This window comes from Chloroflexota bacterium (genome assembly GCA_026708035.1).
In the GTDB taxonomy this organism is placed as follows: Bacteria; Chloroflexota; UBA11872; order UBA11872; family UBA11872; genus JAJECS01.
Map to the genome: position 1 here is coordinate 179,146 of JAPOVQ010000035.1, position 24,902 is coordinate 204,047.

The window sequence follows — 24,902 nt, forward strand, 5'->3', positions numbered from 1 at the left end:
CCTGGTGTGGCGCGCGTGGTCCCGCAACGTTGCGGGGCGTGCCGCGATGCTCGGCTAGACCGACGCCTAGAATAGCCCAGCCTTCCTACCTGTGTTTGTGAATCTGATGACAGTGGTCCGGTCGTGCACGGTCGTCTTTGTGGGCGTCGGCAATCCCGCCGCGCTGGCGCCACGCGCTCGTCGGGCGATTCGCGGCGCCGACACGCTCGTCAGCTGGGTCGAGCCGCCGGACGGACTTGTGGATCGGCCCGTGGTGCGGCTGGCCACGCCGTCGCGCCGATCGTGGAAAGCACGGCTGCTTGGCCTGGGGACGGGCGACCTGACCTACCTGGCCCCTGGCTATGGAGCCGATGACGACCCGGGAGCGGCCATCGTTTCGGAGGTCCTGGCGGATACCGGTTGCGAGGTTGACGTGTTGGGTCTGGACGGACCTCAGGCGCCCGGACCGGCGTTGATCGGACCGGCGGCCCAAGCGTGGCTGCCCGACCCGGCGCTGGCGGCGGTGGTGCGGGGCATACGCGATGCGGCCGAGCTCGAACGCTGGCGCCAAACGATCGCGCGGGAGTTCGGCCATGCTGCCCAACTGCGCCTCCGCCCGTGGAGTTCAACCACCTGGCAGGACCTCGACGATCGACCGGCGGAGTTCCCCCTGACGCTGCGCGCGGAGCCTACCGAAGCCTCGCGCGAGCGATCGGTCACTCGTCTCCGCGAGGTCTTCGAAACGCTGCGGGGACCCGAAGGCTGTCCCTGGGACCGGGCCCAAACCCACGCCTCGCTGCGCAAGTATGTCCTGGAGGAGGCCGCGGAAGTCGTCGACGCCATTGACGACGGCGAGCCGAGCGACCTCGCGGGCGAGCTCGGCGACCTCCTGGCCAACATCGTGTTGCACGCCGAAATCGCGCGCCAGGCCGAGAACTTCGCCTGGCCGGACGTCGTCCAAGGAGTCACCGCCAAGATGGTGCGCCGCCATCCGCACGTCTTTGGCGAGCAGACCGCCCACGAGATATCCGAGGTCGCCGCCATCTGGCAGCACGCGAAACGCGCCGAAGCCGCGCGAGACGGCCAGGCGATCCGGGACGGCGCGCTGCCCGCCCTGGCGCAGGCGGCCAAGCTCTCCGCAATCCTGGATGGCCGTGCGGCGACGGACGGTCTGCCGCCGGGCGCCACGGCTGCGATTCGCTGGTATCGAAATTCAGAAATCGCCGCCGACGATGCCCGCGCCGGCGACGCGCTGTTGGGTCTGGCGCTCGACGCCAAGAGCGTGGGGATCGACCCCGAGCTGGCGCTCCGCGACGCGCTGCGGCGGACTCGCTCCCGGCTCGCGGCGATCAAGTCGACCCAGGCCGACGGTTCGTCGGCTGAGAATATTTATGTCAAATAGACCTCCGCGCATGCGACTGTCGGGGTCACCACGGCCAGCGGGCGTCATCCCTGCCACCATTGGCGGCATGTACTCCGTGGCATTCGGGGCCTGATGCAGCGCCTCGTCGCCCTGATCAGCGACTTTGGGACCACCGATTCCTACGCCGGCCAGATGGAGGCCGCCGTGCTGGCCCAAGCCCCGGACGCTCGTGTGGTCTCAATCACGCACGGAATCCCCCCACAAGACATTGCACTTGGCGCGGTCGTCGTTGCGGCCTCGTTGGAGCGCCTGCCACTTGGCGCGATCCTCGTGGCGGTCGTCGATCCCGGTGTGGGCGGCCGGCGCCGCGGCCTCATCGTGCGCGCGGCGTCGCGGTGGCTGGTGGGACCCGACAACGGCCTCCTGATGGGCCCGCCTGCCATCGAAGGCGTCTGGCATCTCGACCGACCCGACTACTGGAACCCCGATCCTCACCCCACGTTTCATGGTCGGGATGTGTTCGCCCCCGTCGCGGGGCACCTTGCGCGCTACGTGCGACCGGACGCGATGGCATCGCCCATCGGTGACGCCCTTCCCGCACCCGAGACCGTGGCGCAGGCGCGGGACGGCATGGCGGAGGGGCGGATCGTCCAGGTCGATCACTTTGGCAATCTGATCACCAACATCCCGAGCGCAGCCGTAGAGGCAATCGCGCACGGCGTTGTGGAACTCTGCGGTATGCGCATCGACGGCGTGCAGCCGACCTACGGATCGGGATCGGATCCTGTCGCCGTGGTGAGCAGCCTTGGGCTGTTGGAAATCGCGGTTCCCGGCAGCAGCGCCCAATCGACCCTGGGGGCGAAACGCGGCGACCCCGTTCGGCTGCGGCCGGCGTGATGCCGCGATTCGTGCATGCGCGACACATTATGTCAAGTTTAGGCTCCGGGACTGCGCCGTGCTGCTGAGATACGCCTCCGATCCCGAGTTCCTCATCATGGTGATCGTCGCGTTCGTCGTGGCGATCACTATTCACGAGGCCGCGCACGCGCTGGCCGCCACGTGGCTTGGCGACGACTTGCCGCGGCTCCAGGGGCGCTTGACGCTGAATCCCATGCGTCACCTCGATCCCCTGGGCACGCTCATGATCGCCTTCGCCTCATTCGGCTGGGGTCGGCCGGTGCTGGTCAATCCCTACCGGCTCCGCTTCGGCCTCAACCGCGGGATGGCGCTGGTCGCGCTCGCCGGCCCGGTGTCGAACGTAGCGCTTGCGTTGGCGCTGACCCCGGTCACGCGCCAGCTTCTCGACTCATTGCCGAACCTGATTGGATCTACGCCCGATGTCCTGGCGGCAAAGGCATTGCTGGTGGCGGTGGAAATCAACATCGTGCTTGCCGTCTTCAATCTGCTGCCGATCCCGCCGCTGGATGGATTCAGCGTGCTCGTCGGCGTCGCTCCGCAGCCGCTCGCCGACCGGCTGAACGAGCTGCGGCGATATGGTCCCTACCTGCTCATCGGCATCTTCATGCTCATTTGGCTGATTCCCCAGGGAACGATCATCATCACCGGCCCGGCCCAATGGATCTTCGAGTTTCTCCTTGGCGCTTAGCTACCGCGCAAAACAGTTCGCCCGGACCTTCGGCCGCGGGGTTCCGCGCCGGCAACTGGCTGCGGCCCTCCAGCAACTGACGCCGAACGAGCGACGGCTCGTGGGGCGGCTGCGGCCGGTCGATCAGCGGCACTCGCTGGCGGTATATGCGGCCGCCCGGGCCGCCGCGCCCGACGACCGCGTGCTCTGGGTGGCGGCGCTGCTGCATGATGTGGGCAAGGGCCGACCGGGCCGCATCGATCGGGTGATGCTGACGCTGCTGGAAACGTCCGCGCCGTGGCTGCTGATCCGCTGGCGACGGCATCCGCCGAGCAGCCGTCGCGGCCGGGTGTCGGGCCTGGTGGCGCATACCGAGGCCAGCGCGCAACTGGCGGAGCTTGCCGGCTCAGCGCCCGAGGTCGTGCAAACCATCCGCGCCTACGGCCACCGCGACCACGCCCGTGGGCGGCTGCTGGCGGAGTTGGACTCGAAGCGATGAAGGTTCCCTGGCGCGCGGTCGGTCAACATTCGGCGCTTACCGGCTTCGAGGTCCGGGTCGACGGATTCGACGGACCGCTCGACCTGCTGCTTGATCTCATCGAGCGTCAGGGATTGGACATCACGGGCGTCTCCGTGCTCGCAGTCACCGACCAATTCCTCGCCTACGCGCAGGACATCGAGGCGCAATACGCCGACGCCGCCTCGGAATTCCTCCTCGTCGGCTCCCAGTTGCTGCTGCTCAAGTCGCGCGCGCTCCTGCCGGCCCAACCCGACGACCCGGAGGAAGAGACGGCCGAGGATCTGGCCGCCCGGTTGCGGGTGTACGCCGCGTTCAGAGCCGTTGCCGCCGATCTGGGCGAACGTTGGGAATCGGGCGCCACCTCCTTCATTCGGGTAGCCACACCCCTTGTTGCTCAGCCGCCGCTCGAGTCCGGCGGCGGCGATTTGGACGTGCTCATGGCCGCCATGCGGTCGCTCGTGGCCGGCGCCGAGGAGGCCAACGCCGGGCCGCCGGTGCCGCACCGGCGCGTCACCGTGGAAGAACGCGTGCGCGCCGTGCGCGAGCGGATGGCCCGCGACGGTGAGCTGTCGTTCTCGGCGCTCGCCGCCGAGTGCAACGGACGCGACGAGCTTGTCGCGACGTTCATGGCGCTGCTCCACCTGGTGATCGAGCGCAGCGTGCAGGTCGTGCAGGCGCGGCCGTTTGGCGAAATCACGTTGCGTTGGTCGGCCGCGACGGCCAACGGCGACGGGCAAACGACCCGATGACCACGCCCGATCGCGAGTCGCCGGCCGCTGGCGGCCCCGATCTCGCCGACGAGCTGGTCGACGATCTGGGCCTGAGCGTCGTGATCGAGGCGCTGCTGTTCGTGGCCGACCGCCCGTTGACCGTCGACGAGATCGCCGAGATCACCGGCGCCCCGGCCGCCGACGTGTCCGACTCGATGTCGCGGCTGCAGGACGTCTACGCCGACCGCGGCATCGTGCTGCTGCAGCATGCCGACGGCTATCGGTTGGTCTCGTCGCCGCGGGCGGCGACGTTTTGTCGGCGCTTGCTTGGCCTCGAAACGCGAGCGCGCCTCTCGCGGGCCGCGCTCGAAACCCTGGGAATCATCGCCTATCGACAGCCCGTGACCCGGTCGGAAATTGAAAGCATCCGCGGGGTGGACGCCGACAGCGCCCTGGCCACCTTGCTCACCCGCGGGCTGGTCGAGGAAGTCGGGCGGCTCGATACGCCCGGACGCCCGGTCCAATTCGGGACGTCCGATCTGTTTCTGGCCTACTTCGGCATTCCGTCGCTCAGCGCGCTACCGGAGCTCGATCTTCCCGACCCTGAGCACGGTGAGGCCCCGCCGACTCAAACCGCGGACGACTGAGCGAAAACTAGCGCTTCGTAAACTGCTTGGCCTTGCGCGCGCCGACCAGTCCTGGCTTCTTGCGCTCCTTCACGCGGGCGTCGCGCGTGAGCATGCCGGCGCGCTTCAGCGGCGGACGAAACTCGCGGTCCATTTCGCAGAGCGCTCGCGCCAAGCCCAAGCGGATCGCGCCCGCCTGGCCGCGCTGACCGCCACCCTTCACCAGCGCCGAGATGCCAACGTTGGCCTCTTCAAGCACGCGCAGGGGTTCCAGGGCGTGGTACCGGTCAAACGCCAGCGGCAGGAATTGCTCGATGGGTTTGCCGTTCACGATGAACGGACCGCCGCCCGGAAAGACCCGCACTTGGGCAATGGCTGACTTTCGCCGGCCCAGACCGTAGTAGTAGTTCCCTTCAAGCATGGTGTCAGGTTACCGCCTTCGGCCGTTGGCCGGTATGGGGATGCTCTGCGCCCGCATACACCCGCAGGCGGCGAAAGCAGGCCCGCCCCAGGGAGTTCTTGGGCAGCATGCCGCGGACTGCAAGCTCGATCACCCGCTCCGGGCGCTGCTCCAGCATGCGGTCGAGACGCGTCTGCCGCAGCCCACCCGGATAGCCGGAATGGCGGTAGTAGTACTTCTGCGTCGGCTTGTTGCCCGTCACGCGCACCTGCGACGCGTTGATGACGATCACGCCGTCGCCGCAATCGAGATTGGGCGCAAATTCCGGCTTGTGCTTGCCCCGCAACAGCTGGGCGATCTCGGTTGCCAGCCGGCCGAGCACACGTTCGTTCGCGTCGACCACCCGCCAGTCGCGGGCGCCGCTCGCCTTGGCGCTCATGCCGACACCTCCAGGGCCACCGCCGACCGGTGGGCGCGGTTGGTTGCCGCCGGATACTGCACGCCGACGAGCGTCAAGCCGTGCGCGGGCGCCGTCGCCCCCACGGATGCGCGGTCGCCCGAGTGGAGCAGGCGTCGCACGTCGGCGGCCGTCAAGTCCCCGCGGCCGACTCGCACCAGGGCAGCCACCATGCGCCGCACCATGCGGTGGAGAAACGCGTTGCCCGACAAGCGCACGGCGATCATAGGGCCCTCGCGCCACACGGCGATGTTCGTGATGTCCCGCCGGGTGCGCGTCTCAGGTCCAATGGTGAACGCGCGAAAGTCATGGGCGCCAACGAATTCGCCTGCGGCTTCCTCCATCAGCGCAACGTCCAGCGGTTCGCGAACGTGCCACGCGCGGCCCCGGTCCAAGACCGGACGCTGCGGCGTCTGGGCGATGCGGTACTCGTAGGTGCGCTCGACCGCGTCCCGCCGCGCGTGGAAGCTGTCGGCCACGGTCGAGAGGCTTAGGGCGACGAGATCCTCGGGCAACCGGGCATTCCAGGCTCGCCAGAGCGTCGCGTCATCCAATCGCGTCGCCACGCGCGCGCTCACCACCTGACCCGTCGCATGCGTACCGGCATCCGTCCGGCCCGCGCCGGTGACGTGGATCTGGTGGCCCACGACCGTTGCCAGTGCGGCCTCCAACTCCTGCTGCACGGTGCGCGCGGCGGCTTGGCGCTGGAATCCGGCAAATCCGACGCCGTCGTACTCGATCGTGGCGCGTACCGTGCGCGATTGGGTCACAGCAACTCCAAGCGCGCCAAGGGGGCGCCATCGCCCAGCCGGCGGCCCAGTCGATACATCTTGGTGAAACCGCTGGTGCGATCGGGAAACCGCTCCGGCACGGTGTCGAACAGGTCTTTCACGACTTCGCGGTCGGGCAGCCACGCCAGCGCCTGGCGTCGGGCGTGAAGATCGCCGCGCTTCGCCAGCGTCACCAGGTGATCCACCTCGGGTCGGATGGCCTTGGCCCGCGCCTCGGTAGTTTGGACGTGGCCGTGCAGCAGCAACGATCGCACCAGGCCACGCACCAGCGACTTGCGGCGCGCCGGGTTGCAGCCGAGGTGCCGTCCCTTGCGGCGGTGGCGCATGGCTAGCTCGTCTCCTCCGCCCCATTGCCGTCGGCAAGCGTGAGCCCGCGTTGGGCCAGCCCGGCGCGGATCTCGTCAATGAGACGAACGCCCATGCCGCGCAGCGCGAAGAGGTCGTCCTCGGTCATCGCCGCGATCTCCTCGATCGTCTCCACCCCGTGCCGCTTCAGGCAGTTCACCGCCCGATTTGAGAGCTTGAGGTCTTCCAGCGGCTCGCCCGGCGCAACGCCCTGATCGGCCAGCAAATCGATCGCCGGCCCGGCCGCGACTTCGTCGCCGCCGATCATGCCGAACGAAGTAACGAGCTGCTGGGCGGCGGCGCGCAGCGCGTCGTGCGGTCCCGTCGATCCATCGGTCCACACCTGCAGCACCAGCCGGTCGTGCTCGGTGTCCTGCCCGACTTGGGCGTGCTCCACGTGATATTCGACCTTGGTCACCGGCGTGAACACGCGGTCGAGCGGGATCACGCCGATGGGCAACGACTTGGCGCCCTCCGACGGCACGTAGCCCACGCCCTGCTCGACGGTGAACTCGCAGCGCAGCAGACCTTCGCCAGGCAGTTCGCACAGGTAGTGGTCGGGATTGACGATCTCCACCCCGCTCGGCAGCTCGATGTGGCCGGCGGTGATGACGCCGGGCCCGGTTTGCTCCAGCATGCACAGCGAAGGCTCGCGGTTGAACGACCGCAGCCGCACGCGCTTGACGTTGAGCAGAAACTCGACGATGTCCTCGCGCATGAACTCAAGCGTGCTGAACTCGTGCAAGGCACCATCGATTCGCGCCGTGGCGATGGCCGCGCCGGGCAGCGACGACAGCAAGGCGCGTCGGAGCGGCGTGCCGAGGGTGTGGGCGAACCCGGGCCGCAACGGCTCGATGTGAAACAAGCCGTAGTCGTCGCCGAGTTCCTTCGACTCGACGGCGATCGGATCAGACTCGACCGGACTGGCGGCTTCCAACGATTCTAGTAACACAGGCGTCCTCTCGGGTGCGGCTGCTGCAGGTCGCGCATGCGCCTCCGCACGAAGTCCCTAGCGGGAATAGAACTCAACGATGAGCTGCTCGTTCACAGTGGCGTCAATGTGGTCGCGTTCAGGCAGCGCCGTCACCACGCCGCTGAATTCATCTGGAGTCACGTGCACCCAAGCCGGACGCCCCATGGCGTCGGCCCGGGTCAGCGCGCCGGCGATCGCCTCGATCCGGCGGCTCTTCTCGCGCACCTGCACGTTGTCGCCAACCTTCAGAGTGGCCGACGGAATGGTGTGCTTGCGGCCATTCAGCACGATGTGGCCGTGGGTGATCAGCTGGCGGGCCTGCGCCCGGCTGAGCGCGAATCCCATCCGATACACCACGTTGTCCACGCGCAGCTCCAACTCCTGCAGCAGGCGCTCGCCGCGCGATCCGGCGCCGCGGCCCGCGCGCTTGAAGTAGCGGCGGAACTGTCGCTCCAGCACCCCGTAGAGGCGACGGGCCTTCTGTTTCTCACGCAATTGCACGGCAAACTCGGTGGCCCGACGACGCGAGAGTCCGCGCGCGCCGGGACCGCCACGATCGCCGCGTCGCTCGATCGCGCATTTCGGCGTGTGGCATCGATCGCCCTTCAGGAAGAGCTTTTCGCCCTCGCGGCGGCAGAGCCGACAGACGGGACCGGTGTAGCGTGCCATGGGCGATTGTTCCTCGAATACGGCCTAGACGCGTCGGCGCTTCGGTGGGCGCGGACCGTTGTGGGGGATCGGCGTCACGTCGGAAATGCTCGTGATGTTGAGGCCGGACCCTTGCAGCGCGCGGATCGCCGCGTCGCGCCCGGAGCCCGGACCGCGAACGTAGACATCCAGGTCGCGCATGCCCATGTCCATGGCCTGCCGCGCCGCTTGATCGGCCGCCTGCTGCGCCGCGAAGGGCGTGCTCTTGCGCGACCCCCGGATGCCGACCGTTCCCCCGCTCACGCTGGTCAGCGTCTCGCCCTGGAGGTCCGTGATCGTGATGATCGTGTTGTTGAAAGTCGCGTGCACGTGGGCGGCCCCCTTGGGCACCGGCGTGCGGTCCCGGCGACGTGCGCGACTGGATCGTTCGGCCATGCTAACCCCGCTTGATCACGCGCTTGCGGATTCCCACCGCACGGCGTGGCCCTTTGCGTGACCGGGCGTTGGTTCGTGTGCGTTGGCCGCGCGCCGGCAGACCGACGCGATGGCGAATGCCGCGATAGCACCCAATCTCGCGCAGGCGCGCGAGATTGGTTTGTACCTCGCGACGCTTTTCACCCTCCACGCGCACGTGGCGGTCGATCTGGTCGCGAATCCGTCCCAGGTCGTCATTGGTCAAATCGATGACCCGCTTGGTCCCGGTCACGCCAGCGTCTGCCAGGATTCGGCGGCTGGACGTGCGCCCGATCCCGTAGATATAGGTCAGCGCGATCTCGACGGGTTTCTCCCGCGGAATGTCTACTCCGGCGATGCGTGCCATGGCGCTGCCTGTCTACCCTTGCCGCTGCTTGTGTTTCGGGTTCTCGCAGATCACGAGGACCCGGCCGCGACGACGAATGATGCGGCATTTGTCGCAACGCGGCTTCACGGATGCGCTGACTTTCATGCGACGGCCCTACTCGACCCGATCGTGGCGCAGACGCCAGGTGATGCGTCCGCGCGTCAGGTCATAGGGGGATAGCTCCAGCTTCACCCGGTCGCCCACGCCCACGCGAATGAAGCGCAGCCGCATGCGGCCGGACAGGTGGGCCAAGATCGCCGGCGGCTCGTCTTCGTCCGAACCCGTGACCAGCCGCAGTGGCTTGCCGTTCGGCCCGATGGGGCGCACCAGGAACATCGTGTTGGGCAGCGTGTCGACGACCTCGCCCTCGACCTCGATCATCGGCGACTTGCTCTTGCCGTTGGAGTCGGCCGTGCGGGCCTCGCGTGCCGATCGTTGGGCCATCAGGCGCCCGCCCGTTCGGTGAGGACCATCGATCCCGACGCACCCACGACCACCGTGTGCTCGAAGTGCGCCGACAGGCTGCCGTCGGCGCTGCGGGCGGTCCAGCCGTCGGCGTCGAAGCGCACGTCGGGACTGCCCACGTTCACCATGGGCTCGATGGCGAGCGCGGTGCCCACCTCGAGCACGGCGCCGGTGCCCGCCGTGCCGAAATTCGGCACCTGCGGCGGCTCGTGCATGGCCTTTCCAATTCCGTGTCCCACAAATCTCCTGACGACCGAGAACCCGGCGCTCTCAACGAGGCGCTGCACGGCCGCGCCGACATCTCCCAGCCGATTTCCCGGTAGGGCGGCGGCGACTGCCGCGTCTAGCGCGTTGCGCGTGACGGCGATCAGACGCTCCGCCTCGTCGTCGACTTCGCCGACGGCAACGGTTACCGCCGAGTCGGAGTGCCATCCGTCAAGGATCGCTCCGCAATCGACCCCAATGATATCGCCTTCCCGCAGCGCATTTCCACTGGGGATTCCATGCACGATGACATCGTTGGTCGAGGCGCAGATGCTGCCGGGAAAGGGCGCAACCCCGGGGGAGGCGGCCGGCACGCCCAGGAACGACGGCGTGCCTCCGTGATCGCGAATGTACTCGTCCGCCACCGTGTTGAGCTCGGTCGTCGTGACGCCGGGCGCCACCGCCGCCTCGACCAAGGCCAACGCCCGCGCCAGCAAACGGCCCGATGCCCGCATCCCCTCGATCTGCTCGGGTGTTTTCACAACCACTTTGCCCGCGTTCATGCAGGAATTGCCTCCAACGCGTCACCGATTCGCTGCGCCACGGTGTCGATGTCCGCGTCGCCGTCCACCCGAGCCACGAGGCCGCGCTCCGTGTAGTACTGAATCAGCGGCGCCGTCGTGGTCTGATAGACCTCCAGCCGATAACGCGCCGTCGCGTAGTCGTCGTCGTCTCGGCCGCGACTCATCAGCCGACCGAGCGCGACCTCGTCGGGAAGATCCAAGACCAGCACCACGTGCACGCGCGCGGCATAGCTGGCGAGCACGCCGTCCAGCGCCTCCGCCTGCGCCAGGGTGCGCGGGAATCCGTCGAAGCAAATTCCGGAATTTCGCTGCCCGGCCACAAGACTCTCGACAAGCTGCATCACCAGATTGTCGGGCACGAGTCGGCCCGACTCGACGTAGTCGCGCACCTCCATCCCGACAGGCGCGCCCTCCTCGATCGCCTGGCGAAAGAGCCCGCCCGTTGACACATGGGGGATCTTGAGGCGCTGAACCAGCATCTCGGCTTGGGTGCCCTTGCCGGCGCCCGGCGGCCCGAGAAAAACCATGATCAACGGTGAGTGACTCGCCAACCTACCGGATGAATCCTTCGTAGTTGCGCATCAAGAGTTGGGCCTCGAGCTGCCGCATGGTGTCGAGCACGACGCCGACCACGATCAGCAATCCCGTGCTGCTGAGCGCCACGGCGTTGACGTTGGTCACCAGCTGCGCCAGGAAGGGAAGCACGGCGACGAACCCAAGGAACAGCGACCCTGCCACCGTCAGGCGATTCACCACGCGCATCAGGTACTGCTGCGTGGGACGGCCCGGCCGTATCCCCGGAATGAAGCCGCCATTCTTCTGCAGGTTCTCCGCCAGGTTCTGCTGTTGAAAGATGACCAAGGTGTAGAAGTAGGTGAAGGCGATCACCAGGAAGAACGTCGCAACCCAGTAGATGAAATTGCTGGGGCTCATGGCATTGGCAATGCCGCTGGCCAGGCCGGCCAACCAGGTGATGTCGGTGCCCTCGAAGTAGCTGGCAATGGTTCCCGGCAGCAGCATGAAGGAGAAGGCGAAGATCAGCGGAATCATTCCCGCCGAGTTCACCTTGAGCGGAATGTGCGTGCTCTGGCCGCCGTACATACGATTGCCGCGCACGCGCTTGGCGTAGTGCACGGGGATGCGCCGTTGCGCCTCCTGTACAAACACGATCGCGCTGATCATCGCCAGGCCAATCACCACCACTGCCAGGAATCCGCCGATGTTCTCCCCGGCGAACAGGGCCTGTCCCACGGCCTGCGGCGCCCCCGCCACGATGCCCGCAAAGATGATGATGGAGACGCCGTTGCCCACGCCGTTTTCCGTGATCAGCTCGCCGAGCCACAAGAGGAACATCGACCCGGCGGCCATGACGATCAGCATGGCCACGATCTCGGGGGCTCCCAGAGAGGGCGAGATCAAATCGGCCTGCGAGCTCCGCAGCAGCGTGATCTGGCCGAAGCCTTGCAGCATGGCGAACGGAACCGTGGCAATTCGCGTGTACTGTGCGATTTTCTTGCGTCCGCTCTCGCCTTCCTTGGAAAGCTCCTGCAACCGCGGAATCAGCGGCGTGAGGACCTGAAACGCAATCATCGCGGTGACGTAGGGATAGACGCCCAGGGCCACGATGGAAAAGTTTTCGAGCGCGCCGCCCGAAAGCAGATTCAGAAATCCGAGGAGCTGATTGCCCTCGAAGAACTCCTGCAGCCGATCCGTCGCCACCCCCGGCATGGGGATATGCGCCACGAGGCGAAAGAGCACCAGGAGGCCAATCGTGAACAGGATCTTCCGGCGCACATCCGGCAATCGGAACGCGGTGATGGCGGTCTGGATCACGCAGGAATTTCCTCGGCGGTGCCGCCGGCCTCCTCGATCTTCTTCTTGGCCGCAGCCGAAAACTTGGGTGCGCGAATCGTCAGCGCATGCGGCAATTCGCCGCCCGCCAGGATTTTGAACAGGCCGTCGTCGATGATGCCGCGGGCGCGCAGCTCATCGCCCCCCACCACGGACCCTTCGTCAAACTGAGCCAGACGGCCCAGGTTCACCGGCTGGTAGTCCGTCCGAAATCGGTCGTTGGTGAATCCGCGGCGGGCCGGAAAGCGCCGCAGGAGCGGTGTTTGGCCGCCCTCGAATCCCGGCGTCGGCCCCGACCCGCTTCGCGCGCCCTGGCCCAACATGCCGCGACCGGAGGTCTTGCCGCGCCCGCTGCCTTCGCCGCGACCGACCCGTTGGCGACGTCGTCGCCGTCGCGACGTTCGAACAAGCTCGTGGGGCTTCACGATTCGATTACTCCGCGGCCTCACGGCGGCATTCGACGAGGTGTCCCACCACCACGAGCATGCCGTCGATCGCCGCCGACTGCTCGCGCTCGGCGGTCTTGCCAATCCGGCCCAGACCCAGCGCGCGCAGCGTTTCCTGCTGGCGACGCGTGGTGCCGATTGAACTCCGCACCTGCCGCAGATGCAGCTTCGCGCTAGCCATCGCCGCCTGAATCGATCTGGGCCAGTCGCAGCGCCCGCTGCTCGCTCGGGTCGCTCAGCGCCTGCAGGGCTTCAACGGTTGCCTGAACAACGTTGATGGCGTTCGACGAGCCGATGATCTTCGTGAGCACATTTCGCACACCGGCCAACTCCAACACGGCGCGCACGGCGCCGCCCGCGATCACGCCTGTCCCCGAGCCGGCCGGACGCAGGATGACCTTGGACGCGCGGAATCTTGCCTCCACGTAGTGCGGGATGGAGCCATCCTCGGTGAGCGGCACGTCGAACATGCCGCGGCGCGCACGCTCCTGGCCCTTCTGAATGGCGTCCGCCACTTCGCGGGCCCGGCCGACGCTGACGCCGACCCGACCGTTGCGATCGCCCACCACCACGATGGCGTTGAAGCCAAAGCGGCGCCCGCCCCGGACAACTTTCGATACACGCTTGATTCGCACCACGCGATCTTCGAATCGCTGGCGCTCGCCATCAGCGTCCAGAAAGCTGGCTTGTCGTCGCCCGCGACCATCAAACTGCATGGTTAGAACTCCAGCCCATCGGCGCGCGCCGCGTCCGCCACGGCCTTCACGCGGCCGGCGTAGGCAAATCCGCCGCGATCGAATACCACGCGCGACACCTTCAGCGCCTTGGCGCGCTCGGCGATGGCGCGACCCACGCCGCTGGCCTGCTCCCGCCTCGAGCCCTCGCCCGCGTCCGAATCAAGCGTCGAGGCAGCGGCCAGCGTGACTCCGCGGGCGTCGTCGATCACCTGGGCGTAGGTGTGCTTCAAACTGCGAAATACGGCCAAGCGCGGACGCTCCGCCGTGCCGCGAACCCGCATCCGGAGGCGTTGATGGCGCCGCAATCGGCTGGCGCGCCGTGAGTGCGTCGCCATCAGGCGGTCGCCAATCCGGCAGCGGTCTTGCCGGGCTTCTGCCGGACATACTCGCCGGCATAGCGGACGCCCTTGCCCTTGTAAGGATCGGCCGGACGCACCGCGCGAATCTCGGCGGCAATCTGACCCACGGCCTCTTTGTCGATCCCCTCGACCACGATGCGCGTTGGGTCTGGCACCTGAATGTCCACGCCCTCCGGCGGCCTGATCACCTGCGGATGCGAGAACCCCAACTGCAAATCCAGAGCGCGGCCCTGGAGCGAGGCGCGGTATCCCGTGCCTTGAATCTCGAGGCGCTTCTGAAAGCCTTCAGTGACGCCCATCACCATATTTGCCAGTAGTTGACGCGTCAGGCCATGCAGCGCCCGCTGCTTGCGCTCGTCATTCGGTCGGGTCACCTGCACCATGCCATCGGCCGCGGTGATCGTCATCGACACGGGTAGGGCGCGCGCTAGCGAGCCCCGCGGCCCCTTGACTTCAACCGCGTTGCCGTCGCCGATGTTCACCGTCACCCCAGCGGGGATTGGTAGGGGAAGCTGGCCGATGCGTGACATGACGTTGGCTACCAGACGAAGGCGAGCACTTCGCCACCGAGTCGGCGCCGTCGCGCCTCGCTGCCGGTCATCAGTCCACTGGACGTCGAGACCAGGGCCACGCCGATACCGCCCATCACGCGCGGGATCTCGCGGGCGCGGGTGTACACGCGCAGGCCCGGTCGGCTCACGCGCTTCGAGCCTCGCAGCAATGGCTCGTCGTTGGCGTCGTACCGCAGGTCGATTTCAAGTGACGCCCGCGGCGACTCTTCGACCACGGAAAAGCCGGCGATAAAGCCTTCAGCGCGCAGCAGCTCAGCGATACCTTCCTTGAGCCCGGAATGCGGCACCCGCACCTTGCGGTGGCGCGCCGTCACGGCGTTGCGCATCCGCGTCAGCATGTCGGCAATAGGGTCAGTCATCGCGCCCTACCAGCTCGACTTCGTCACGCCGGGAATCTCACCCTGTGCCGCCAGGGTGCGAAAACAGATTCGGCAGAGATCGAACCGCCGAATGAATGCCCGCGGTCGGCCGCATAGCACGCAGCGATTGCGATAGCGCACCTTGTAGCGAAGCTTCCGGCCACGCAGCGATCGCTCGTCGAAGTTCGGCGAGTTGAACGCGTTTCGCTCGCGCTCCCATTTCACGATTTTGCACTTCTTGGCCATGCAGACTCCTAGATGGCTTCTTTGCGTTCGAACGGCAGACCGATGGCCTCCAGCAAGCGTCGCGCGTGCGCATCGGTCTGCGCGCTGGTGACCATGGTGACTTCCAGACCACGGATTTGGTCGATCGAGTCGTAGTCGATTTCGGGAAAGACCAGCTGCTCGGGCAGGCCGATCGAGTAGTTGCCGCGTCCATCGAAGGCCCGCGGCGACAAACCGCGAAAGTCGCGCAGCCGCGGCAGCGCCAGGTTGATCAACCGGTCGACGAACTCATACATCCGCCGGCCGCGCAGTGTGGTCTTCACGCCCACGCGCTGGCCCGCGCGCAGGCGAAAGGCCGCCACGCTGCGCCGCGCCCGCGTCACGATCGGCCGCTGACCCGTGGCCGCGGCGATATCGCGCACCGTGTGGTCCACGATCGCGTCGTTGCTCAGCGCCGCGCCGATGCCGACGTTCACCACGACCTTCTCCAGCCGCGGCACCTCGTGGAGGTTGCCGAGCCCAAGGTCCCGTTGCAATTCGGGGCGAATTGACTCTCGATATCGGTCAAGCAAGCGTGCCATCACTCGTCCAGTGGTTCGTTGCAGCTCTTGCAGTGGCGGATTCGCGCCCCGCGACGACCCACGCGAATCCCAATTCGGGAACGCGCGCCGCAATGCGGGCAGACCAGCATGACGTTCGAGGCGTCGAGCGGGGCGTTGAACTCAATGATACCGGCCCGCTGACCAATGGCCCGCGGCTTGGTGTGCCGCTTGCGCACATTGATGGCTTCAACCACGAGCTGACCCGTTTCCGGCACGACGCGTTCGATGGCGCCCTGGCGACCCTTGTCACGCCCGGTGAGCACCTCGACGGTGTCACCCTTGCGGAGCCGAAATCGGTGCGGGCCGGCCATGCTCAGAGCACCTCGGGCGCCAGCGACACGATGCGCATGAAGCGCCGCTCGCGGAGCTCTCGCGCCACGGGGCCGAAGATGCGCGTGCCGCGCGGCGCCGTGCCGTCCAAGACGACGGCCGCGTTATCGTCAAAGCGAATTCGCGATCCGTCGACGCGTCGGTATTCCTTCGCGACGCGCACGACCACCGCCTGCACCACGCTGCCCTTCGGCACGGGGCTATTGGGCGCGGCTTGCTTGACGCTGGCCACCACGATGTCGCCCACGCCGGCGTACTTGCGGCCGGAACCGCCGAGCACGCGGATGCACATGATTTCGCGCGCGCCGCTGTTGTCGGCGACCTTGAGCCGGCTCTGTTGTTGAACCATGGAGCTAGCGAGATTCACTTTCCGATGCGTCGGCCTCGACATCCGCCTCGACTTCAGCCGCTGCGTCGGTGGTCGCCTCGGCATCAGCTTCGGCATCGGCGGATGCGCTAACGGACGCCTCGATTTCTTCTTCAGGCTCGGCGTCCGCCACCTGCGCGGCCTCGCTGGCGGCCTCCACCGCTGCCTGCTCTTCCTCGGTGAGGGTGGCGCGATTCACGATGCGCGTGAGCCGCCAGCGTTTGCGGCGGCTATAGGGCCGCGACGAAACAATCTCCACCACGTCACCGACATCGCACGCGTTTTCGGCGTCGTGCGCCAGCAGTTTGCGTCGAACGCGAACCGGCTTGCGGTACAGCGGGTGGCGACGCACGGCCTCCACCCGGACCGAGATTGTCTTGTCGGAGCGATTGCTCACCACGGTCCCGACGCGCCGCTGGCGTCGTTGATTGTCCGGAACCATCACGCGTCCTCTTCCACGGCAACGGCGCCAACAAGCTCGCGCTCACGCTGCACGGTCATGATCTGCGCGACGTCGCGCCGCAACTCACGCAGCCGCGAGGTCGCGGTGAGCTGGAGGGTCGCATGCTGCAGACGCAGGCGGAACAGCTCTTCCTTCGCCTCTCGGCGTCGGGTCTCCAAGGCATCGGGATCAAGCGCCCGAATCTCTGCCAGATCAGCCAACGACCACCTCGCGATTTCGGGTGATGACGCGGGTCGCCACGGAGATCTTGTGCGACGCGAGTCGCATGGCCTCTCGGCCGAGTTCCTCATCGATGCCCGCGATTTCAAACAGCACGCGACCGGGCTTCACCACGGCCACCCAATGGTCCACGTTGCCCTTGCCGCTCCCCATGCGCGTCTCGGCCGGCTTGGCGCTGACCGGCTTGTCGGGAAAGAGCCGAATCCACACCTGGCCGCCGCGGTGGATGGCGTGGGTGATGGCGCGCCGCGCCGCCTCGATCTCTCGGCTGTCAACCCAGCCTGCGCTGAGCGCCTGCAGCCCGACTTCTCCGAACTGCAAGTCATTGCCGCGCGCGGCGCGGCCGCGCCGCCGGCCGCGGTGAGCCTTGCGGAACTTGGTTCGCCTGGGCATCAACATGACGCTAGTTGCCTCTCGGGGCGCGTCGACCGCCCATCCCGGTCCGGCCGACGCGGCCGGCCAGCATATCCGCGGTGTCGCTCAGCGCGTCGCGGCGATGGATCCACGCCTTGACGCCGATGCGCCCCTGCGCCGTGCGAGCTTCGGTGAAGCCGTAGTCAATGTCGGCGTCGAGCGTCTGCAGCGGCACCGTGCCGCTGAGCTCGAACTCGGTCCGCGCCATCTCTCGCCCGCCCAGGCGGCCGCTCACCATGACCTTCACGCCCAGGGCGCCGGCGCGCATGCTGCGCTCGGCGGTGACCTTCATGGCCCGCCGGAAGGACACTCGGCGCTCCAGCTGCTCGGCCACGTTGCGCGCCACCAGGAACGCGTCCAACTCGGGCTGACCTATTTCCTGAACGTCGACGACGGTGCGTTTCTTGGTGTGCAACTCCAGCAAGCGCTGGATTTCCTCACGGTTGCTTCCCCCGCGGCCAATCACGATGCCCGGTCGCGCTGTGTGAATGATCACGCGCAGCTGGCTGACCTGGCGCTCGATCTCAATGCGCGAGACGCCGGCGCCGAATCCGCGCCGCCGTCCGCCGCGACGCTGATCGCGCCGTCCGGGCGGGTTGTCGAGGAACTGCCGCACGATCTTGCGGATCTGAAAATCCTCGGCCAGCAGCGCCGTGTAGTCGCGGTCGGCGTACCACGTGCTGAGCCAGCGCTTGGTGTACCCGAGGCGATAGGCGATTGGGTGAACTTTTCGGCCCATGCTTATTCGCTTTCGTCGTCCACGACGACGGTGATGTGGGCGGACCGCTTCCGATAGAACCCCGGGCGCCCGCGAGCTTTCGCGCGATAGCGCTTCAGCGAAGGCCCTTGATCGACGCGCACGTCCCGCACGATCAGGCTTTCCCGCTCTAGGCCGTAGTTGTGCTCGGCATTCGCCAATGCCGATTTCAGCACCTTGGCAATCTCGAACGCCGCGCGCTGGGGCAGGTGCGCCAGCGTTGCCAAGGCAACCTCCGGGCGCAATCCCCGAACCTCATTGGCCACCAGGCGCGCGCGTCGTGGCGCCATGCGCACGTACTTGGCCGTTGCCCAGACTTGCATGCGCCTAGCGTGCTCCCTGCTGCTGCGCCGCCACGCGCGACCCCGCCTGGCTGTGGCTGCGATAGGTGCGAGTGGGCGCAAATTCGCCGAGGCGATGGCCCACCATGTTTTCCGTGACGTACACCGGCACATGGCGTCGACCGTCATGCACGGCGATGGTGAGCCCAACCATTTCCGGATGGATCACGCTTGCCCGGCTCCAGGTGCGAATGACCTGCTTTTGCCGGCTGCGGCTCGCTTCGGCCACGCGCTTCTCCAGCTTGGGGTCGATGTACCAGCCTTTTTTCGAGCTTCGTGACATGCTGCCCTATCTCCTGCGGCGTCGAATGATATAGCGATCGCTGCGGCGCCGCCCGAGGCGGGTCCGTCGCCCATGGGCCGGCTTGCCCCACGGCGTCTTCGGGCCGGGGAGTCCCACTGGGGCCTTCCCTTCGCCGCCGCCGTGCGGATGATCGCGCGGCGTCATGGCCGAGCCCCGCACCTGCGGCCGGCGGCGGCGCCAGCGAATGCGCCCGGCCTTGCCGGCCGATTGGTTGCTGTGATCCTGGTTCCCGACGCGGCCCACGGTGGCCATGCCGGCCAGCGGGACCTGCCGCATTTCGCCCGACGGCAGCCGCAGCGTGGCCAGGCCGCGGTCCTTGGCCATCAGCTGTCCGCCCATGCCGGCGCTGCGAATCAGCTTGGCCCCGCCACCGGGCACCAGCTCGACCGCGTGCACCTCGGTCCCGGCCGGCATGTCCGCCAAGCGCATGGCATTGCCGACGCGCGGCTCGGCCTTTGGCCCCGAGACGACCTCGGCGCCAACCCGCAGGCCCTGCGGCGCCAGGATGTAGCGCTTCTCGCCGTCGGCATACACCAGCAGTGCGATGTGAGCCGATCGATTCGGGTCATATTCGATGCTCGCGATAGTTGCGGGCACGCCCGGCTTGTTGCGGCGCCAGTCAATCACGCGATAGCGGCGCTTGGCCCCGCCGCCGCGGTGTCGCACCGTGATGCGGCCCTGGTTGTTGCGTCCGGCTCGTTCGGTCAGCGGTCGCAACAGCGGCTTGTGCGGCTTGGACTCGGTCACTTCCTCGTGATCGACCGACACGTAGCCCCGGCGCCCCGGAGAGGTCGGATCGTAGGTGCGAAGTCCCATGCCTAGGTTCCTGGATAGATGTCGATGGCGTGCCCCTCGGCGAGCGTCACGATGGCCCTGCGCTTGGAGGATCGGTAGCCGGTGAACCGCCCGAATCGCCGCGGTTTGCCGCGAAGATTCATGACATTCACGCCGGTCACGTCCACGCGGAACAGGGCCTCAACGGCTTCCCGAATCATGTGTTTGGACGCCGTGGGATGCACTTCGAACACGTACTTGCGATCTTCCACGAGCGTGGTCGACTTTTCGGTCACCACTGGTCGAATCACGATGTCGGCGGGATCAGCCATTGCGAACTCCCCGCAGGACCTCGAGCGCGGCGTCGGTCGCCACGACGTGATCGGCTGCGGCAACATCCATGAATCCCACGGCATCGGCGCGCTCCACCGTCACGCCCGGAATGTTGCGTGAGGATCGCCGGAGCGCCTCGGGCGGCTCGGCATCGAGCAGCAGCAATCGTCCGGCCAATCCGGCGTCGGCCAGCCAGGCTGCGCGTTCCTTGGTCTTTGGCGAATCTCCCCAGGCTTCGACGCGATGCACGCGATCGGCCTGCGCCTTTTGCGCCAACAGACTGCGCAGCGCCTCGCGCCGCTCGCGACGACTGAGCCGGCGCCGCACGGTGCGCGGACGGGGTCCAAAGGTTACCGCGCCGCCCCGCCGTTGTCCGGCGGACGCGCTGCCGGCGCGCGCGCGTCCCACGCCCTTCTGGCGGTAGAGCTTTTGCGCGCTCGCCGTTACCTCGCCACGTGTCTGCGTGCTGCTCGTGCTTTGCCGACGGCGCTGCGCGCCGACGATGGCCGCCCGACGCAGAAGCTCGTCCCGCGCTCCGGGATCGCCGAACAAGTCGGTGTCGACGGGCGCGACCGGCGCCGTGTCATTGGCAGCCATCAATCCCGGCTCCCATGTCGCGATGTCGGACGTACCACGAGGATCCCCTTGCGCGGACCAGGCACGGCGCCGCGCAACACGATGTAGTTCTTCTCCGCGTCCACGTGCTCCACCCGCAGGCGCTTGGCGGTCACGCGCTTGCCGCCCATGCGGCCGGCCATGCGCATGCCCTTGAACACGCGACTCGGGCTAGTACCCGCGCCCACCGATCCGGGAGCCCGCAGCCGGTCCGACTGGCCGTGCGTGCGCGGCCCACCCCGAAAGTTGTGACGCCGCACGACGCCGGCAAAGCCTTTGCCCTTCGAGATGCCCGTCACGTCAACCAGGTCGCCGGGCGCAAACATGTCGGCCCGCACCTCAGCGCCCACGTCGAGGTCAGGCGCGCTGTCCAGGCGAAATTCGCGCAGCACGCGGTAGGCCGGCGCATCCTGCAGGTGTCCTCGCTCCGCTCGCGAAAGCCGCGAATCGCGGGTCGCGTCGAATCCCAGTTGCAGCGCGATGTAGCCATCGCGCTCCACCGTCCGCACGTCGGTCACCGTACATGGGCCGGCCTCGATCAATGTCACGCCAAAGGCGTGCCCAGCGTCGTCGAAGCGTTGGGTCATGCCGAGCTTGCGCCCAAGGATTCCAGTGGCCATGCCGCTAGGACTTCAGCTCGATGTCGACACCGGCGGCAAGCTGCAGCCGCAGCAGCTCGTCCATCGTCTGCTGCGTCGGGTCGATCACGTCGATGAGGCGCTTATGGGTGCGCATCTCGAACTGCTCACGCGAATCCTTGTCGATGAAGGGCGATCGGATGACCGTCCACTTTTTCTTCTGCGTGGGAAGCGGAATCGGGCCGCGCACGTCCGCCCCGGTGCGATCCGCCGCCTCGATGATGCGTCGGGCGGCATCGTCGAGGACCTTGTGATCGTAGGCCTTGAGGCGAATGCGAATCCGCTGCCGCGGGGCCTGTCGCCGGGCGCGCCCGCTGGTCGGCCGCCCGGCCGACGGTTCGGACGGAGTGTCGGCGGGTGCGCGTGCCTCGGCCATCGCAGCTAGTTGACGATCTTCGTCACGACGCCGGCGCCAACCGTCACGCCGCCTTCGCGAATGGCGAAGTGCACACCATCCTCGAGGGCCACGGGCGCGCCGAGCGTCACCGTCATCTCGATGTTGTCGCCGGGCACGCACATCTCCGTGCCTTCCGGCAGATTGACCTCACCGGTCACGTCGGTGGTGTGGATATAGAACTGCGGGCGATATCCGTTGAAGAACGGGGTGTGGCGCCCGCCCTCGTCCTTGGTCAAGACGTAGACATTCGCCATGAACTCCGTATGCGGTGTAATCGACCCGGGAGCGGCCAAAACCATGCCGCGCTCGACCTCGTGCCGCTCGATCCCGCGGAGCAAGCAGCCGACGTTGTCGCCGGCCACGCCCTCGTCAAGGGTCTTGCGGAACATCTCGACGCCCGTGCACACCCGACGGTCCACCAGGTCGCGCATGCCGACGATGTCGACTTCCTCGCCGGGCGTGATCACGCCGCGCTCGACCCGGCCCGTCACCACCGTTCCACGCCCCTTGATGCCGAAGACATCCTCGATGGGCATGAGGAACGGCTCGTCGACCGGGCGCTGCGGCTCCTCGAAGTACGTGTCGATGGTCTCGACCAACTCGAGAATCGGCGCGAACTCGGGAGCGTCCGGATCGGTGTTCTCGGATTCCAGCGCGTGGAGGGCGCTGCCGCGCACGATCGGCACGTCGTCGCCCGGAAACTCATACTTGTTCAGGAGGTCGCGCAACTCGAGCTCCACCAGCTCCAGCAGCTCCTCGTCGTCCACCATGTCGACCTTGTTCAAGTAGACGACGATCGCGCCCACCTCGACCTGCCGTGCCAGCAGCACGTGCTCGAAGGTCTGCGGCATGGGGCCGTCGGGCGCGCTCACCACCAGGATGGCGCCGTCCATCTGCGCCGCGCCGGTGATCATGTTCTTGATGTAGTCGCGGTGGCCCGGCGCGTCGATGTGCGCGTAGTGCCGGCTATCGCTCTCGTACTCGACGTGAGCGATCGAAATCGTAATGCCACGCTCGCGCTCTTCGGGCGCCTTGTCGATGGCGTCGAACGCCTCAAACTGCGCCAAGCCCTTCAGCGACAGCACTTTGGTCATGGCTGCCGTGAGCGTGGTCTTGCCATGGTCGACATGGCCGATGGTGCCGACGTTGACGTGCGGTTTCGTGCGTTCGAACTTGACTCGTCCCATTCGCTGCGTGCTCCTGATGCGCTGGCCATGCGGCCCCGCGCCTAGACTCCTGTCAGAACTTCCTGTCCCGTCCCGGCCCCCGGCCGGACGGCGTAATGTGAAAACTCCATCGAAAACGTACCCCGGCCCTGAGTGGCCGAGCGTAACGCACTAGCGTACCCAAACATTGTGGCCAGCGGTACTTCGGCGCGAATAACGCTCGACCCGCCCCTCGGCTCGGTCCCCTGAACTTCGCCCCGCTTGGACAACAAGCCCGCCAGCACGTCGCCCACGTACTCGTCGGGAATCACGACGTCGACGGCCATCACCGGCTCGAGAACTGCGGTTCCCGATCGCCGCAGGGCCTCTTCCACCGCCCACGATCCGGCGATTTCAAAGGCAAGCTCGGATGAATCCACCTCGTGGAACGATCCGTCGACGATGCGAATTCGCACGTCAATGACCTGAAAGCCCTGCAGTCCCCCGGTCAGCGCGCGCCGCGCCCCGCGTTCCGCGGCCGGCAAGAAGCCGACCGGAATGGCGCCGCCCACAATGCGCGACTCGATCTCGACGCCAGCGCCCGGCTCCAGCGGCTCGAGCTCGACGACCACGTGGCCATACTGCCCGCGCCCGCCCGTCTGGCGAATGAAGCGGCCCGGCGCCTGGACGGCCCGCAAGGGGCGTTCGCGATAGGCCACCTGCGGGCGGCCCACGTTGGCGCCGACGCGGAACTCGCGCAGCAGGCGGTCCACAATCACTTCGAGGTGCAGCTCGCCCATGCCGGCGATCAGCGTCTGGCCGGTTTCCTCGTCGGCTCGCACCTGGAAGGTTGGGTCTTCATCGCCGAGCTTGCCCAACGCCGTGATGATGCGATCTTGGTCCGCGCGGCTCTTGGGTTCGATGGCGATCGTCACGACCGGGTCGGGGAACGTAATCGACTCCAGCAGCACGGGATGCGCCGGGTCGGCCAGCGTGTCGCCGGTGCTCACGTCGCGCATGCCGACGGCGGCGACGATGTCGCCGGGCACGATGGGATCCTTGATCTCCTCGCGCTTGTCGGCGTGCATGCGGAGCACCCGGCTCAGGCGTTGCCGCTTGCCCGTCCCGACGTTGAGAACCGTCGTGCCGGGCTCGATCCGCCCGGAGTAGACCCGGAAATATGCCAGCTTGCCCGAATGCGGATCCGCCACCATCTTGAACGCCAGCGCCGCAAACGGCGCGTCTTCCGATGCCCCGCGCTCGAGCGTTTCGTCGGTCGCGGGATCAATGCCGCGAACGGGCGGCACGTCCAGTGGCGAGGGCAAATAGCGCGCCACGGCGTCGAGCACCGGCTCGATGCCCCGGTTGCGCAACGCGCTGCCAAACAGGACTGGCACAAGCAGCGAATCGATGGTGCCGCGTCGCAGCGCGGCGATCATCGACCCTGCGTCGACCTCTTCGTCGTTGAGGTAAAGCTCGGCGATGTGATCGTCGAATTCACTCAGCGCTTCCAGCAATTGCAACCGCGCGACGACCGCCACTTCGGCCAGATCGTCCGGAATGGCCTCGACCGACGGCTGGGCGGCGCCGTCACCGGCCCACACGATGGCCTGCATCTCGATGAGATCGACCACGCCGCGAAACTCCTGCTCGCGGCCAACGGGAAGTTGCACTGGAACCGGATTCGCCCCCAGCCGCTCACGGATCGAGCGGACCGCCGCGTCGGGGTCGGCCCCAACGCGATCCATCTTGTTGATCAAGGCCACGCGCGGCACGTCGTACTTGTCGGCCTGACGCCAGACGGTTTCTGACTGCGACTCCACGCCGTGCACGGCATCGAAGACCACCAGCCCGCCGTCGAGGACGCGCAGCGAACGCTCGACCTCGGCCGTGAAGTCCACGTGCCCAGGCGTGTCGATGATGTTAATGCGCCGGTCCTGCCAATAGCAGGTGGTGGCCGCCGCGACGATGGTGATGCCGCGCTCGCGTTCCTGCGCCATCCAGTCCATTTGGGTCGTGCCGTCGTCGATGACGCCAATGCGATGGATGCGCCCCGTGTAAAAGAGGATGCGCTCGGTCGTAGTGGTCTTGCCGGCATCGATGTGGGCGATGATGCCGATGTTGCGAGTTTGCGCGATGTCAGCTTCGGACATGGTGCTTCGG

41 protein-coding genes and 1 pseudogene are annotated in these 24,902 nt (G+C 67.3%); 6 read left to right on the plus strand and 36 right to left on the minus strand.

Annotated features, from left to right (window positions below; all coding sequences use genetic code 11):
- Positions 1-106 precede the first annotated feature (106 nt).
- The 6 genes from OXG33_14500 (at position 107) to scpB (ending at position 4,804) form a co-directional block, all read left to right on the plus strand.
- On the plus strand, positions 107-1,381 hold the full coding sequence (locus OXG33_14500; protein ID MCY4115125.1) for a hypothetical protein: 1,275 nt from the start codon (positions 107-109) through the stop codon (positions 1,379-1,381).
- Positions 1,382-1,474: 93 nt separating this feature from the next.
- Positions 1,475-2,239 (plus strand): SAM-dependent chlorinase/fluorinase, encoded by a 765-nt coding sequence (locus OXG33_14505; protein ID MCY4115126.1) that lies wholly within the window; start codon positions 1,475-1,477, stop codon positions 2,237-2,239.
- A 58-nt stretch (positions 2,240-2,297) separates the two neighbouring features.
- Complete coding sequence (locus OXG33_14510) at positions 2,298-2,948, plus strand: site-2 protease family protein (protein ID MCY4115127.1); 651 nt, start codon at positions 2,298-2,300, stop codon at positions 2,946-2,948.
- A complete protein-coding gene (locus tag OXG33_14515; GenBank protein ID MCY4115128.1) occupies positions 2,938-3,426 on the plus strand; it encodes an HD domain-containing protein in 489 nt (162 codons plus the stop codon). Before OXG33_14510 ends, OXG33_14515 begins: the two co-directional genes overlap by 11 nt.
- Positions 3,423-4,196 (plus strand): ScpA family protein, encoded by a 774-nt coding sequence (locus OXG33_14520; GenBank protein MCY4115129.1) that lies wholly within the window; start codon positions 3,423-3,425, stop codon positions 4,194-4,196. Before OXG33_14515 ends, OXG33_14520 begins: the two co-directional genes overlap by 4 nt.
- Positions 4,193-4,804 (plus strand): SMC-Scp complex subunit ScpB, encoded by a 612-nt coding sequence (scpB, locus tag OXG33_14525; protein MCY4115130.1) that lies wholly within the window; start codon positions 4,193-4,195, stop codon positions 4,802-4,804. Before OXG33_14520 ends, scpB begins: the two co-directional genes overlap by 4 nt.
- A 7-nt stretch (positions 4,805-4,811) precedes the next feature.
- Here the strand turns inward: scpB and rpsI are convergent, their stop codons facing one another.
- From rpsI to fusA, 36 genes and pseudogenes are all read right to left on the minus strand, one after another.
- Complete coding sequence (rpsI, locus tag OXG33_14530) at positions 4,812-5,204, minus strand: 30S ribosomal protein S9 (protein ID MCY4115131.1); 393 nt, start codon at positions 5,202-5,204, stop codon at positions 4,812-4,814.
- Positions 5,205-5,208: 4 nt separating this feature from the next.
- On the minus strand, positions 5,209-5,622 hold the full coding sequence (gene rplM / locus OXG33_14535; protein MCY4115132.1) for a 50S ribosomal protein L13: 414 nt from the start codon (positions 5,620-5,622) through the stop codon (positions 5,209-5,211).
- Positions 5,619-6,410: a tRNA pseudouridine(38-40) synthase TruA gene (truA, locus tag OXG33_14540; protein MCY4115133.1), complete on the minus strand. Its 792-nt coding sequence runs from the start codon at positions 6,408-6,410 to the stop codon at positions 5,619-5,621. Before truA ends, rplM begins: the two co-directional genes overlap by 4 nt.
- Positions 6,407-6,757, minus strand: coding sequence for a 50S ribosomal protein L17 (gene rplQ, locus OXG33_14545; protein ID MCY4115134.1), 351 nt, complete (start codon positions 6,755-6,757; stop codon positions 6,407-6,409). The genes truA and rplQ overlap by 4 nt, the downstream gene beginning before the upstream one ends.
- Before the next feature lie 2 nt (positions 6,758-6,759).
- Positions 6,760-7,728 carry a DNA-directed RNA polymerase subunit alpha gene (locus tag OXG33_14550; protein MCY4115135.1) on the minus strand — a complete coding sequence of 323 codons (969 nt, stop codon included), beginning with the start codon at positions 7,726-7,728 and terminating at the stop codon, positions 6,760-6,762.
- 57 nt (positions 7,729-7,785) lie between these two features.
- Positions 7,786-8,418, minus strand: coding sequence for a 30S ribosomal protein S4 (gene rpsD, locus OXG33_14555; GenBank protein ID MCY4115136.1), 633 nt, complete (start codon positions 8,416-8,418; stop codon positions 7,786-7,788).
- Positions 8,419-8,442: 24 nt separating this feature from the next.
- Positions 8,443-8,832 (minus strand): 30S ribosomal protein S11, encoded by a 390-nt coding sequence (rpsK, locus tag OXG33_14560; protein ID MCY4115137.1) that lies wholly within the window; start codon positions 8,830-8,832, stop codon positions 8,443-8,445.
- A 1-nt stretch (position 8,833) separates the two neighbouring features.
- Positions 8,834-9,217 carry a 30S ribosomal protein S13 gene (gene rpsM, locus OXG33_14565; GenBank protein MCY4115138.1) on the minus strand — a complete coding sequence of 128 codons (384 nt, stop codon included), beginning with the start codon at positions 9,215-9,217 and terminating at the stop codon, positions 8,834-8,836.
- A 12-nt stretch (positions 9,218-9,229) separates the two neighbouring features.
- The gene (gene rpmJ, locus OXG33_14570; protein MCY4115139.1) at positions 9,230-9,343 is read right to left on the minus strand and encodes a 50S ribosomal protein L36; all 114 of its coding nucleotides are present in this window, start codon (positions 9,341-9,343) and stop codon (positions 9,230-9,232) included.
- A gap of 9 nt (positions 9,344-9,352) precedes the next feature.
- Positions 9,353-9,682, minus strand: a complete 330-nt coding sequence (locus tag OXG33_14575) for a translation initiation factor IF-1 (GenBank protein MCY4115140.1) — start codon at positions 9,680-9,682, stop codon at positions 9,353-9,355.
- The gene (map, locus tag OXG33_14580; protein ID MCY4115141.1) at positions 9,682-10,470 is read right to left on the minus strand and encodes a type I methionyl aminopeptidase; all 789 of its coding nucleotides are present in this window, start codon (positions 10,468-10,470) and stop codon (positions 9,682-9,684) included. Before map ends, OXG33_14575 begins: the two co-directional genes overlap by 1 nt.
- Complete coding sequence (locus OXG33_14585) at positions 10,467-11,042, minus strand: adenylate kinase (GenBank protein ID MCY4115142.1); 576 nt, start codon at positions 11,040-11,042, stop codon at positions 10,467-10,469. The genes map and OXG33_14585 overlap by 4 nt, the downstream gene beginning before the upstream one ends.
- A gap of 1 nt (position 11,043) precedes the next feature.
- Positions 11,044-12,324 carry a preprotein translocase subunit SecY gene (secY, locus tag OXG33_14590; GenBank protein ID MCY4115143.1) on the minus strand — a complete coding sequence of 427 codons (1,281 nt, stop codon included), beginning with the start codon at positions 12,322-12,324 and terminating at the stop codon, positions 11,044-11,046.
- Complete coding sequence (gene rplO / locus OXG33_14595; GenBank protein ID MCY4115144.1) at positions 12,321-12,767, minus strand: 50S ribosomal protein L15; 447 nt, start codon at positions 12,765-12,767, stop codon at positions 12,321-12,323. Before rplO ends, secY begins: the two co-directional genes overlap by 4 nt.
- Positions 12,768-12,774: 7 nt before the next feature.
- Complete coding sequence (gene rpmD, locus OXG33_14600; protein MCY4115145.1) at positions 12,775-12,969, minus strand: 50S ribosomal protein L30; 195 nt, start codon at positions 12,967-12,969, stop codon at positions 12,775-12,777.
- On the minus strand, positions 12,962-13,504 hold the full coding sequence (gene rpsE, locus OXG33_14605) for a 30S ribosomal protein S5 (protein ID MCY4115146.1): 543 nt from the start codon (positions 13,502-13,504) through the stop codon (positions 12,962-12,964). Before rpsE ends, rpmD begins: the two co-directional genes overlap by 8 nt.
- 2 nt (positions 13,505-13,506) lie before the next feature.
- A complete protein-coding gene (rplR, locus tag OXG33_14610) occupies positions 13,507-13,860 on the minus strand; it encodes a 50S ribosomal protein L18 (protein ID MCY4115147.1) in 354 nt (117 codons plus the stop codon).
- Complete coding sequence (gene rplF, locus OXG33_14615; protein ID MCY4115148.1) at positions 13,860-14,414, minus strand: 50S ribosomal protein L6; 555 nt, start codon at positions 14,412-14,414, stop codon at positions 13,860-13,862. Before rplF ends, rplR begins: the two co-directional genes overlap by 1 nt.
- 8 nt (positions 14,415-14,422) lie before the next feature.
- A complete protein-coding gene (rpsH, locus tag OXG33_14620) occupies positions 14,423-14,815 on the minus strand; it encodes a 30S ribosomal protein S8 (protein MCY4115149.1) in 393 nt (130 codons plus the stop codon).
- A 6-nt stretch (positions 14,816-14,821) separates the two neighbouring features.
- Positions 14,822-15,061 carry a type Z 30S ribosomal protein S14 gene (locus OXG33_14625; GenBank protein ID MCY4115150.1) on the minus strand — a complete coding sequence of 80 codons (240 nt, stop codon included), beginning with the start codon at positions 15,059-15,061 and terminating at the stop codon, positions 14,822-14,824.
- Between the two features lie 8 nt (positions 15,062-15,069).
- Positions 15,070-15,621 carry a 50S ribosomal protein L5 gene (gene rplE, locus OXG33_14630; GenBank protein MCY4115151.1) on the minus strand — a complete coding sequence of 184 codons (552 nt, stop codon included), beginning with the start codon at positions 15,619-15,621 and terminating at the stop codon, positions 15,070-15,072.
- Positions 15,621-15,953 (minus strand): 50S ribosomal protein L24, encoded by a 333-nt coding sequence (gene rplX / locus OXG33_14635; protein MCY4115152.1) that lies wholly within the window; start codon positions 15,951-15,953, stop codon positions 15,621-15,623. Before rplX ends, rplE begins: the two co-directional genes overlap by 1 nt.
- Before the next feature lie 2 nt (positions 15,954-15,955).
- The gene (gene rplN, locus OXG33_14640) at positions 15,956-16,321 is read right to left on the minus strand and encodes a 50S ribosomal protein L14 (GenBank protein MCY4115153.1); all 366 of its coding nucleotides are present in this window, start codon (positions 16,319-16,321) and stop codon (positions 15,956-15,958) included.
- A gap of 205 nt (positions 16,322-16,526) precedes the next feature.
- Positions 16,527-16,781: pseudogene (gene rpsQ / locus OXG33_14645) on the minus strand (30S ribosomal protein S17).
- Positions 16,781-16,993 (minus strand): 50S ribosomal protein L29, encoded by a 213-nt coding sequence (gene rpmC / locus OXG33_14650; protein MCY4115154.1) that lies wholly within the window; start codon positions 16,991-16,993, stop codon positions 16,781-16,783. Before rpmC ends, rpsQ begins: the two are co-directional and overlap by 1 nt.
- A gap of 1 nt (position 16,994) precedes the next feature.
- Positions 16,995-17,420, minus strand: a complete 426-nt coding sequence (gene rplP, locus OXG33_14655) for a 50S ribosomal protein L16 (protein MCY4115155.1) — start codon at positions 17,418-17,420, stop codon at positions 16,995-16,997.
- Between the two features lie 4 nt (positions 17,421-17,424).
- A complete protein-coding gene (rpsC, locus tag OXG33_14660) occupies positions 17,425-18,174 on the minus strand; it encodes a 30S ribosomal protein S3 (GenBank protein ID MCY4115156.1) in 750 nt (249 codons plus the stop codon).
- A gap of 2 nt (positions 18,175-18,176) precedes the next feature.
- Positions 18,177-18,515: a 50S ribosomal protein L22 gene (rplV, locus tag OXG33_14665; protein MCY4115157.1), complete on the minus strand. Its 339-nt coding sequence runs from the start codon at positions 18,513-18,515 to the stop codon at positions 18,177-18,179.
- 4 nt (positions 18,516-18,519) lie between these two features.
- Positions 18,520-18,816 (minus strand): 30S ribosomal protein S19, encoded by a 297-nt coding sequence (gene rpsS, locus OXG33_14670; protein MCY4115158.1) that lies wholly within the window; start codon positions 18,814-18,816, stop codon positions 18,520-18,522.
- A gap of 6 nt (positions 18,817-18,822) precedes the next feature.
- Positions 18,823-19,653: a 50S ribosomal protein L2 gene (gene rplB, locus OXG33_14675; GenBank protein MCY4115159.1), complete on the minus strand. Its 831-nt coding sequence runs from the start codon at positions 19,651-19,653 to the stop codon at positions 18,823-18,825.
- A 2-nt stretch (positions 19,654-19,655) separates the two neighbouring features.
- Complete coding sequence (gene rplW / locus OXG33_14680) at positions 19,656-19,943, minus strand: 50S ribosomal protein L23 (GenBank protein MCY4115160.1); 288 nt, start codon at positions 19,941-19,943, stop codon at positions 19,656-19,658.
- Entirely contained in the window at positions 19,936-20,541 is a 606-nt protein-coding gene (gene rplD, locus OXG33_14685) for a 50S ribosomal protein L4 (protein MCY4115161.1), read from the minus strand. The genes rplW and rplD overlap by 8 nt, the downstream gene beginning before the upstream one ends.
- Positions 20,541-21,179, minus strand: coding sequence for a 50S ribosomal protein L3 (gene rplC, locus OXG33_14690; protein ID MCY4115162.1), 639 nt, complete (start codon positions 21,177-21,179; stop codon positions 20,541-20,543). The genes rplD and rplC overlap by 1 nt, the downstream gene beginning before the upstream one ends.
- 4 nt (positions 21,180-21,183) lie before the next feature.
- Complete coding sequence (gene rpsJ, locus OXG33_14695; GenBank protein ID MCY4115163.1) at positions 21,184-21,477, minus strand: 30S ribosomal protein S10; 294 nt, start codon at positions 21,475-21,477, stop codon at positions 21,184-21,186.
- A gap of 101 nt (positions 21,478-21,578) precedes the next feature.
- Positions 21,579-22,781, minus strand: coding sequence for an elongation factor Tu (tuf, locus tag OXG33_14700; protein ID MCY4115164.1), 1,203 nt, complete (start codon positions 22,779-22,781; stop codon positions 21,579-21,581).
- A 41-nt stretch (positions 22,782-22,822) separates the two neighbouring features.
- Positions 22,823-24,892, minus strand: a complete 2,070-nt coding sequence (gene fusA / locus OXG33_14705) for an elongation factor G (GenBank protein ID MCY4115165.1) — start codon at positions 24,890-24,892, stop codon at positions 22,823-22,825.
- Positions 24,893-24,902: the final 10 nt, after the last annotated feature.